At 40.7% G+C, this 11,034-nt stretch carries 10 protein-coding genes; 4 read left to right on the top strand and 6 right to left on the bottom strand.

The window, feature by feature from the left end; genetic code table 11:
• The first annotated feature begins 334 nt into the window (after positions 1 to 334).
• Entirely contained in the window at positions 335 to 643 is a 309-nt protein-coding gene (locus E5A76_RS12825) for a high-potential iron-sulfur protein (RefSeq protein ID WP_053988180.1), read from the top strand.
• Positions 644 to 743: 100 nt separating this feature from the next.
• Here the strand turns inward: E5A76_RS12825 and yegD are convergent, their stop codons facing one another.
• Positions 744 to 2,096: a molecular chaperone gene (gene yegD, locus E5A76_RS12820; protein ID WP_161119166.1), complete on the bottom strand. Its 1,353-nt coding sequence runs from the start codon at positions 2,094 to 2,096 to the stop codon at positions 744 to 746.
• 211 nt (positions 2,097 to 2,307) lie between these two features.
• On the opposite strand from yegD, the gene E5A76_RS12815 reads away from it, so the two are divergent.
• The 3 genes from E5A76_RS12815 (at position 2,308) to E5A76_RS12805 (ending at position 6,097) form a co-directional block, all read left to right on the top strand.
• Positions 2,308 to 2,934 (top strand): thiol:disulfide interchange protein DsbA/DsbL, encoded by a 627-nt coding sequence (locus E5A76_RS12815; RefSeq protein ID WP_161119165.1) that lies wholly within the window; start codon positions 2,308 to 2,310, stop codon positions 2,932 to 2,934.
• 242 nt (positions 2,935 to 3,176) lie between these two features.
• Positions 3,177 to 4,862 (top strand): methyl-accepting chemotaxis protein, encoded by a 1,686-nt coding sequence (locus E5A76_RS12810; protein WP_161119164.1) that lies wholly within the window; start codon positions 3,177 to 3,179, stop codon positions 4,860 to 4,862.
• A gap of 197 nt (positions 4,863 to 5,059) precedes the next feature.
• Positions 5,060 to 6,097, top strand: a complete 1,038-nt coding sequence (locus tag E5A76_RS12805; protein ID WP_053988184.1) for an FUSC family protein — start codon at positions 5,060 to 5,062, stop codon at positions 6,095 to 6,097.
• A 62-nt stretch (positions 6,098 to 6,159) separates the two neighbouring features.
• Here the strand turns inward: E5A76_RS12805 and rlmC are convergent, their stop codons facing one another.
• The 5 genes from rlmC to ihfA form a co-directional block, all read right to left on the bottom strand.
• Complete coding sequence (gene rlmC, locus E5A76_RS12800) at positions 6,160 to 7,302, bottom strand: 23S rRNA (uracil(747)-C(5))-methyltransferase RlmC (RefSeq protein ID WP_161119163.1); 1,143 nt, start codon at positions 7,300 to 7,302, stop codon at positions 6,160 to 6,162.
• 124 nt (positions 7,303 to 7,426) lie between these two features.
• Positions 7,427 to 8,185: a vitamin B12 ABC transporter ATP-binding protein BtuD gene (btuD, locus tag E5A76_RS12795; RefSeq protein WP_161119162.1), complete on the bottom strand. Its 759-nt coding sequence runs from the start codon at positions 8,183 to 8,185 to the stop codon at positions 7,427 to 7,429.
• A 15-nt stretch (positions 8,186 to 8,200) separates the two neighbouring features.
• On the bottom strand, positions 8,201 to 9,193 hold the full coding sequence (gene btuC, locus E5A76_RS12790) for a vitamin B12 ABC transporter permease BtuC (RefSeq protein WP_161119161.1): 993 nt from the start codon (positions 9,191 to 9,193) through the stop codon (positions 8,201 to 8,203).
• A 94-nt stretch (positions 9,194 to 9,287) separates the two neighbouring features.
• A complete protein-coding gene (astE, locus tag E5A76_RS12785) occupies positions 9,288 to 10,331 on the bottom strand; it encodes a succinylglutamate desuccinylase (protein ID WP_161119160.1) in 1,044 nt (347 codons plus the stop codon).
• Positions 10,332 to 10,530: 199 nt separating this feature from the next.
• Positions 10,531 to 10,827 (bottom strand): integration host factor subunit alpha, encoded by a 297-nt coding sequence (gene ihfA / locus E5A76_RS12780; RefSeq protein ID WP_053988189.1) that lies wholly within the window; start codon positions 10,825 to 10,827, stop codon positions 10,531 to 10,533.
• Between the last annotated feature and the right edge of the window lie 207 nt (positions 10,828 to 11,034).

Here is an 11,034-nt window from a genome sequence, read left to right as displayed (position 1 = left end):
GCATTTTAACTCTCGACTATATTTGGACATAAAAGACCCCCAATAATTGGTGTCCAACTATTGGGGGTCACTTCAAAGGCCTCACGATTGTGAGGCTTTTTCAATTTTACACCCTGTCTTTACTTTCCCTTTCACATAATTACAACAATTAATTTCATCTATTTTGACATAAGCCTCGTATTCCTGTTGTAATCTATACAGATTTAATAAATAACTCTATCTATTGTTCATCTATATTTTAGATAACACATGGAGACTTATTCACTATCCCCTACTTTAATAGTTAATAAGTTCAGTGAGTTAAAAACTCATGTGCTGAGAAAAGGACATTGAAATGAAAAATCAATCTTCGCGTCGACGCTTTTTGAAGTTAACGGTAGGTGGCATTGTTGGCCTAACCGTTGGTAACAAATTACTGGTTAAGCCTGCTCAAGCTGCAGATCTACCTCACTTATCTGTCGATGACGCACAGGCAAAAGCCTTAAAATACGTGGAAAAGTCAAGTTACGACGATAAAAACTGTAATAACTGTATGCTGATTGAAGGTGACGCAAAAGCTGAATGGCGCCCTTGTAAAATCTTCCCGGGCAAATTAGTTAATGGTAAAGGCTGGTGCTCAGCTTACGCACCTAAGCCTGCATAATGACAGAATCAAAAACACAAAAGGCCTCACTATGAGGCCTTTTTCTTTACTCAGTCTATACACAAGTAACTTCAAGATGCTTGGGTAGATTCATTGATCGTTAGCGATAACAACGCTCAGCCCAACGTGCTAAACCCGCTGTTACTGAACCAAAGTAATTACCGCTCACAATCGGTATATTCGGTAACTGCTGCTCAATACACTGACGTAAAATAGGTGAACGTGCCGTACCACCGGTCATAAACACCACATCAGGCGTCACTCCACCCTGCGCTAGAGCCTCAACCACTAGCTCACGCATTTTATCGGTTGGGGTTTCAATGGCTTCTGAAAATTGCTTGGCTGTAATATCAACGGCAAACAAATCTTTCATGATCGCCATATCAACACGATATTTGTCTTGCTCCGACAGTGCAATTTTCGCTTCTTCTGCACGGCGAACAATCTGATAGCCCAGCGTTTCATGATAAACATGAATTAATCGATTGAGCTTATCAGGATCTGCCGCATCATAACGGAGCTTTTCTAATGCGCGTAAGTTAGCATCAGAATAAAACTCAGTTTGCGCAGCAACGTTGTTAATCGCAATAGGATTCCAGAACTGATTAAATGGCATATCAATACCACGAACCGTCTTACTACCTAGACCAAACTCTGGCATCAGCTGTTTGAATGCTAAGTGAATGTCTAAATCGTTACCACCGACTCGCTGACCGCTATGTGCAAGTAATGAGCGTGTTCTATCCTGCTCATTAACCCATTTAGGCCCCATTTCAAGCAATGAACAGTCTGTTGTACCACCACCGATATCAACCACCAATACGGTTTTGTTTTCAGTCAGTGTCGATTCAAACTCCAACCCAGCAGCAACAGGTTCAAATTGGAAAGAAACATCTTTAAAGCCAGCGCGTTTCGCCGCTTGAGTCAGAATTTTTTCAGCTTGAATATTAGCAGATTCACCGCCAGTACCTTGGAAGTTAACCGGACGACCAATCACCGTTTGCGTAATATCATCTTGTAGGCTTTGCTCAGCATTTTGTTTGATATTTACCATCATGGCGCAAACAAGATCTTCAAAGAAGCTTATTTGAGCATCGCGTAAACCATTCGCACCAAGGAAGGATTTCGGTGATTTAACGTAATACACTTCTTCAGGATCAGAAAGATATGTATTTAATGCTGCTTCACCAAACTGTAGATCGCCGCGTACAACTTCAATATCTTCTTCACGGTTAACTGCCATAGCACGACGTAACACTTGTTCACCAATGCTGTCAGTCGGCTTTATTCCCATGAAACGATAGAGATATTCAGATACCGCTTCACGTGTCGGGGCACACAATGTCGATGGAATAAAATGATTATTTTTCTCTAGTGGTAACAGTTCTGGGTTACCATTTACCATTCTTGCGACAGAACAATTCGCTGTCCCATAATCAAATCCAATAAACATTAGAAACACTCAAAGCAATAAGAAAAGCCGACCATCATACCCCAACCAAAACACCAATTCACGGTCTTATTCTCTTTAAAATATCAACCTTAATGACCGTATGTATTCAGTTAAAAACGAATAAAAAGCGTGTCTTTTTGTAACTTTACGATGCAATGTCGAGAATTTATCGCCATAATATTGTGACTTTTATCTTTTAAAGAAGCTGACAATGAAACGTATTTACCAATCTTTCTTCGTTGTGCTACTCGCAGCACTGACGCTAACTGCATGTACTGACTCTAAGACACCACAAGAAGGTGACAAATACTCAGTGATCCCAACTCCAATGCCAAATCTACCAGCAGTAACAGAGATCTTCTCACTGTCTTGTGGCCACTGTCGTAATATGGAAAGCATGCTTCCTGAAATTAAAAAGCTAACGAATACTAAAGACGTTAACCAAGTACACGTTATCTTCAATGAAAGTGCACAAAAAGCGGCATTTATCTTCTACGCAGCAATGGTACAAACTGACAACAAGCCAAGCCATAAACTGAAAGAAGAGCTATTTGCGTTTGTTCAAGACTCACCAAAAGATATGACTAACGAACAACGTCAAGCAGCACTTACTAAAATCTTCCACGATAACGGTTTGAAGAGCCCTTACGAGCTAACAAAAGAGCAGCAAGCTGAAGTGTTTAAAATGTTCCAACAATCTGAAGAAATTGTTCGTAATGCTGCACTGCAATCAGTACCTGCATTTTTAATCAACGGTAAGTACCTAGTGAATACCAGTGCTCACGATAGCTTACAAGATATGGCAAATACGATTACATACCTTAAAGACAAGAAGTAATCGCATACCTATTTACAATACCTGCCACACTGGCAGGTATTTTTTTATTGATACAAATCCCACTTTTATTCCCGCTTTCTGTAACGTCTGCAACAGCCACTCTTTTAATTGAACAAATCTCAAAGATATATCTATCAGTAACAATTTTTCCCTATCATTACATAAACTTATATATGCATACTATCAACGGAGAATTTCGTATGCATCACTGTGATTAATAATGGAAAAAGGCAAATGCAATTATGATCAAAACACTTAAGCACAAATTATTACTATTAAGCTTGTTACCTATGCTTGCGATTCTTAGTATCGCCATGGGTGTGGTCATCTATTTAGAAAACCAATCTTTAGAAGAGAATGTTGCGCATTATAAACAAGAACTGATTTCACAAAGGCAGCAAGAATTAAAAGATGCTGTCATCATCACTAAACATGCAATCGAGAATATTCTGGCTAAAGGTAGTGATGAAACGGCTATTCTTGATGATGTACGTCAGCTTATCTCCCCTATCCGTTTTGCAGAAAATGATGCTGGTTACTTTTTTATCTATACCATGAATGGCGTGAACGTTGCTCACCCATTAAAGCCTGAAATTCAGGGAACGAATCAAATTGGTGCGACGGATGCCAATGGCGTGGCATATATTAAAGTCTTAATTGATGCGGCGAAAAACAACGGCCAATTCGTTAAATACAGTTTTCCTAAAAAAGCAAATCAGCCTGCCCAACCTAAAGAAAGTTATGCTATTTCTTTAAACGGTGGCAAATGGTTCATTGGAACTGGTTTATACATTGATGATATTGATGCAAGTGTGGCGCAATACACGGCTCAAATTCATTCAAACATGCAAGATCGCATTAACTCCGTATTGCTTATTTCACTGATCTTAACCGTGATTTCAGCCGCTCTGATCTTGTACGTCGCTAGCCGTATTATCAAACCTATTGAGCGTATGGTTGATACTCTAAATGACATCGCTGACGGTGAAGGTGATCTAACTAAGCGCTTAGTTGTTGAAGGTAATGACGAAATAGCAGCACTGGGTAATGCCTTTAACCGCTTTGCGAATAAGCTTCAAAGCATCATTTCTCAAGTATCAGAAACCACGAACAGCCTGACAACAGCAGCGCATAATGTACATAAGCAAACCAATACCTTAACCGCTAAATTAAATGAACATAACTGCGAAACAGAACAAGTCGTTGCAGCTATTGAACAAATGAGCCTAGCGGCTAATGAAATTGCTGAAAATACAAATGATGTCGCTTCCGGTACCGAGCGCATGAGTGATGTCGCATTAGTAGCTCAACAACAAGTAGATACTTCGCTTGTCTCTATTAACACGCTTGTTGATGAAGTGACTCAAGCATCAAGCTACATCGATGCACTCAATCAGCAATCTCACAACATCAACAATGTGCTTAAAGTTATTGGTGATATCGCTGAGCAAACCAACCTACTTGCGCTAAACGCAGCGATTGAAGCGGCACGAGCAGGTGAACAAGGCCGAGGCTTTGCCGTGGTTGCTGATGAAGTACGTGGCCTTGCAAGCCGTACCCAAAGTAGCACATTAGAAATCAATGAAATGCTTGATCAGCTACATAACTTAGTAACGCAAGCGGTACAAGCTATGGATAAGAGCCAAGCCTCCTGTAATGAAGCGGTCAGCTCAACCAACCAGATCTCACATAACCTACTTTCTGTTACAGAAGCAGTGACTGAAATTAATGGTAAGATCAATCAGATTGCTGCTGCATCAACAGAGCAAAATGCCGTGACTGGTGAAATTAGCGGGAACATGGGTTCAATCCAAAATATCGTCACCGATCTTATTCAAGAGAGTAAGAACTCAGAGCATATTGTGAGTCAACTTGATGATGCTGGTAATCAGCTACAACAATTAGTAGGGCAATTTAAAACTAAATAACCCCCTTCATTAATACGAACAATCAATACAAAGGCACTGTCTGTACTCATGTAGACAGTGCCTTTTCTTTTGTTACTCGGTAAATAGCGAGCCTTACTTAAAGCAACCCGTTGTTTCATACCATTTGATTTATCATTTTTAGCGTGACTTTCATCACATAATTTGTATGATTTAAAAAACCATAATGTCTCTTATGTATGAAAAATTATTCCCATTTCGCCATCAAATACTTTCGTGAGCTCTTAGTTTTCAGAGTCTTTGTAGCACTTTGTATTATTATTAGCATTATCCAATTACTTCACTTGCCATATGGCTCATGGGCACTGATCACAGCCGTGACCATTATGGGAAGTATTCCCTTTCTTGGCGGCGTATTATCTAAAGCTAGCCAGCGCATCACTGGTACAATATTAGGTGCGATTATCGGCTTATCATTATTCTTGCTACCTGCCTCTTATAATTGGTTACACCACGTTATTCTCATTGCAGCAGTGGTAACAGCGATTTTCTTTACCCAAGGCAAATACTCTTATGCGTCATTGGTCGTTGCGATCACAATTGTTGTTATTGCTGGTGGCGGCCCTGAAGATCTTCATGCTGCAATGTGGCGTACTATCAATGTCTTTTGGGCTGCTGTTGTCGCTATCTGCTGTAGCTTATTTATTTTCCCTGCTCGTGCGACCGATCATTATCTCGCCTACACACACGACTTTATAAAGCTATGTTGCGATTACTACCATAAGCATAATCAACAAATAGCAACGGGAAATTATAAGCCGATTGATATTAGTCCCTTATCAACCATTCTTGATAAGCAAACGACACTACAGCCTCATACCAAGAATGAAAATGTTGCAAGTAAACAACTACTCACGGAAATCATGTTAACGGAAGAGCAAATCTTCACCATGCTAGGTTCAATGCTCCATACCAAATGGGACACCCAGTTAGGTCAGTCCAAAATCAGTGATATGCCGGGCTTAATGGAAGCCAAGGAACAATTAGCAAACCGATTTGAACAACTGTCTAAGCAAATGGAAAAACAGGTTATTTTGCCTGTTAAGCGCGATGAGATAAAAATGCTCTCGTTACTACCACCACCTGAAGTGCATGAACAAAGTGATGCAAGTGATATCAGTTACTATGGTTATCTGTGGCTAAACCGAGAAGTTGCCCGCCAGTTTTCACAACTAACACACCTTCTTAGCGAATATTATTCTCACGTAAGAAAGTAACAAAAAGGGCATGAATCGCTTCATGCCCTTTTCTCAAATATGGCTAGGTAGTTTGGTTATCATTAGATACGTTCTAATAACACCATGGCTTCAACGTGATCTGTGTGAGGGAACATATCGAACCACTGAAACTTCATCACTTTATATCCCGTTAAACGTGTAAGATCTTTTTCTAACGTCTGAGGGTTACAGCTTGAATAAATAATATGTTTAGGGGCAAAAGTATTAAGCTGCTGACAAAGTGCTTCCCCAATACCACGTCGTGGTGGGTTCACTAACACTAATTCAGGTGCCGCTTCATTTGATTGAGTAAAGCTGGTTGAATCCAGTGCTGCAAAATCAAGGTTATTAACCCCCATCATTTCCGCAGAACGTTTCGCACTGGCTATCGCTTCAGGTTCAATCTCAATACCTGTTACCTGCTCTACTTCTTCTGCGCAATGTAGAGCAAAACCACCTACACCACAGAATAGATCCCACATTGATGCAGGTTTGACCTCACTAACCCAGCTTTTTGCTGTAGCGTACAAACGTTCTGCAACCTTTGGATTAGTTTGGAAAAAGCTTTTCGGTCTGACGACTAATGGCACATGATTAAACTGCTCTAGCAAATAGTGATCATCGGTTAAAAAGATTTCTTCTTCGCCTTCGAGTCTTGCCATATGAACAGGTTGAATGTTCACTGAAACCACTTTTATTGCAGGAAATGCCGCTAATAAATCTGCCAGATTTTTCTCAATACGCTCAATAGCCGTATGACTACGCATAACAAAGCGCAGCATAAATTCACCCGTGCTTTCACTACGAGTAAGGAGAACGAATTTCAGCTCACCTTTTTTCTTCACTAGATTATAAGGTGGAATACCTGCACGACGGATCCATTGCTCAATATAAAGCAAGAGTTCCTGCATATCAGCAGGATATAGCGGACACCCGCATAAACTAACTGGCTTAATGGTTTTATCCAATGCAGATTGTGTTTGAATACCTAAACAAGGCTCATGCGCCGCACCCAACACTACCATCTTTGCCTTATTTCGATAGCCTGTTTCAGCACTTTCTACAGGTGCTAACCATTGCTGAGGGTGATGCTCAGAGAATAATGCACGTAATGTGTCATCTTTTTGTTTAATTTGCTGAGCATAAGACGTCGAGGCAAGTGGGCACGAAGGACATACCCCTTGAAGTGAGAATGAACACTGCATAATTCACACAACTACAAAAAAAAAGAGCAGTCTAACCTGCAGAAAGAAAATAGCCAGATAAAATATTTTACCAAAGCCAAGATCTTAGATTTAAGCTCACTTTATTTAGATATTTACAGTATTTTCAATCAACAAAGATCAAACTAAGCAGCCCTTGATGCTCTATTTTTATAATCCTAGTAGCAAAGATGAACTCTAACTGTTCTATTGTCATCACGTCTTCAGGCGCACCAACCCCCACACAACGTCCTTGCTGAAGTAAAACCACTTTATCGGCTTCACGCAGAGAACGATTTAAATCATGGCTCGCCATTAGGACTGAAATACCTTGCGAGGCGATTTCTCGGATCAAGCGGTACATTGCCGCTTCTTGACCAATATCGAGTGACGCTGCTGGCTCATCAAGCAGTAAAAACTTAGCATCTGGATTTAAAGATGGCCAAACCTGTAAACATGCCGATGCTAAACGGACACGCTGCCACTCACCTCCCGACAACTGCTGAATACTACGAGTTAACTTGTCGGTGATAGACAAACAATCACACACGTCATCAATGGCTTGCTGCTTTAACGTTTCACTCACCTCACCGAGTGCCGTAAAAGCTAATGAAAGATATTGAAAAACAGGAATCGCAAAATGAGGCTTATCTTGTTGTGACATATAACTACGTATACGCGCTAACGATGCCAAATCATGATCAGCCAAGTCCACACCTTCTAATGTCACCTGACCATCAGCGCTAAAAAGCCCAGATATCAAGCCTATCGCTGTGCTTTTTCCACTGCCATTCGGGCCAATCAGATGGACAATTTCACCGCTTTTTACCGTAAATGACAAAGGCTGTAATCGAGGATCTAGTGCAATATTTTTAACATTCAACATAGTTAACTACACTTATTAATTCAGCGAAGAACGCATCAGCATCCAGATAAATACAGGCGCACCCAGTGACGTGGTCACAACGCCAACAGGAAGATCAGCAGATGGTAATAAGATACGAGATAAGGTATCAGCAAAAACCAACAATAAACCGCCAGCCAATGCTGATAATGGCAATAAATAACGATTTTCTGTGCCTAACATCAAACGGATCAGGTGAGGGACAACCAAGCCAATAAAACCAATAACTCCAGCCAACGCCACTGAACTACCTACTAACAGTGATACCATTAAAATCAACTTCCAACGTAAGCTTGTGACATTCAATCCTAACTGACGGGCATGTAACTCACCTAACATCAAAATATCAAGCTTCTTACCCTGACAACACAGTACAACCAACACTGGCACAATAAAGAGCAGCAACGATAACTGAGGCCAATTCACACCTCCTAAGCTGCCCATGAGCCAATACATTAGCTGCCGCATACTTAAGTCATCACTGAAATAAAACGCCCAAGTGATCACTGCACTAGAAAGGATACCGAGCGCCACACCAATTAATAGCAAACGAGTCATCGAAACCGTTTTACGCCTAGATAACCCGACTAATATCAAGGTAAATATCAATGCACCAATCATTGCGGTGATCATGGTCAACATAGGTGATGGTGTAAAAGGTAAGAAAAATAATACACAAACTAACGCCAAACTCGCACCGCCAGAGATCCCTAGCACACCGGGTTCTGCTAACGGATTACCAAGTAACACTTGCAGTACCGCACCAGAGCTTGCCAATGCAGCGCCGACAGCAAAGGCGGCAAGTAATCGCGGCAAACGCAATTGAAACAGTAACTGTTGTTCTAATGTACCATTAGGAGCCCATGGTTTTATCCATAACTCCCCAACAGATAACGAGTAAAAACAAACAACAACCAATAATAGCGACAGGAGCCAAAAACTCATTCGCCACCGAGAACGCTGGCGAATTAATAATGCATTAAGTGACATGAGATCCATCTTTGGATAGGCGCAAAACCGCTACCTTACTGCCTCAGGAAAAAGAACAAAAGTAGAAATTAATAATTGTTTGGTGACTTAAGAACTAGCCACACAATCGGATTTGCTCATCAAAGATAATATGAGCTTTTTTTACCATCAGTGCAGCTCGTTGCCCTAATGCAACATTCGCATTGGGAAATACCACCGCTTCCCCTTTCTCATCTGCAATAAAATCTTTGCCACTATCGCTACCTAAATATACCCCTTCATCGAAAAAGGTGAAATTAGGCAAATCGTCAGGGAAAGAGAAATTAAAATCATCAGATTGCTTCAGCAAAGTACGACTAACACGATAAACCTCGACATCGTTATTCCATGTTATAGGCAAAGAGCTTTCTGTCACTAGCTTCATCATCGCTCGACTAAAATGCGCCAATAGCGCTAAATTGTTATTGCCAAAATCTGCAACTTTACCTAGTTCAATCGTCAAGGCTTGTGCGCCATGATATTCAGCGCTAAACCAACTAAAAGTAGAAGAAGGATCGTTTGCTAATAATACTGCTTCTATTTTTGCATGTTGAATAAAACTAAACAGGCTATTACTACGGGAATGTTTGTGACTATATGGGCTAATTGCAAACGTGTAGTGCTCTGATGGGCGTATGGCGCAATGCAAGTCAAGATGCCATCTTTCAGGCTGAACGGCTGTAGAGACGCCATAGAAGCTATTAACAGCCTCCTGAAGCTGATTCGCCACTTTACAATCAATATTTTTTTCTAAATTGCGGACTTTAAACAGCCGATTCATATTTTCTTCAATGAAACGTGTTTTGTTATTGATAGCTTCTGGGTGGGCAATAATAAGAAGTAAGCGATGTACAGGAACAATGTGACCAAGCAAGATCCCTTCCGCTAATTGTTGAATCAGTTCAATTGGTGCTGTTTCATTACCATGAACCCCAGATGACAACACAATATCTTTAGCCGTACTTATTTGCTCGTTGGGCGTTATTTGTAACACTCCTCGCTGCAATAATTGACAATGAATACCCGACTCTAAAACCCACTCTGCAGACATAAATGGAAGTGAGAAATCACACGTTGCAGATAAAAACCTACCCTTTTTCACTTCATCAACAAACGTCATATTACCTCCATGTACACTAGTATCATCACTAACGAAAATGCATCGCCATTGTTAAGCATACCTTACTTATATCATTGATACATAAACGAAACAAAAATATAACCAAGTAAACAAGCTGCTGTTTGCAAATAGCAGAAAATAAAAAACCCAAATGAATAAATTCACTTGGGTTTCAATTAAACTAAGCGTGCAAACTAGCTTATTTAGGTACTTCTAGCGTTTCTACGCGTGCTTTTAGCTTCTGACCTGGACGGAAAGTCACTACACGTCGTGCAGAAATAGGAATATCTTCGCCAGTTTTTGGGTTACGCCCTGGTCTTTCGTTTTTGTCTCGTAAGTCAAAATTACCAAAACCAGATAGTTTTACTTGTTCGCCACTTTCTAAAGCCTTCCTAATTTCTTCAAAGAAGACTTCCACCGTATCCTTGGCGTCCCGTTTGCTTAATCCAACATTCTCAAACAGGTTCTCAGCCAAATCGGCTTTTGTGAGCGCCATAGATAACTCCCTCAAGACTATGTTGAATGGATAGTAACAATGCTGGCATCATTCCGGCCTGTTACTGTGAATAAGGTTACGTTGATACGGTTCGTAGACACCTATCGTTGGTGTTTATAGAGATTAACATCTCCAGTTCCTTATCAACTAGAGTCAAGTCTAAGCCAACTTGCTGATTTCCGCCAACTTTTTTACGCAAACTTAGCG

The sequence above is a fragment of the Photobacterium lucens genome (genome assembly GCF_009873615.1).
GTDB lineage: Bacteria > Pseudomonadota > Gammaproteobacteria > Enterobacterales > Vibrionaceae > Photobacterium > Photobacterium lucens.
Note: the sequence above shows the minus strand (reverse complement) of the source record. Positions and strands in the feature narration are given on the sequence as shown.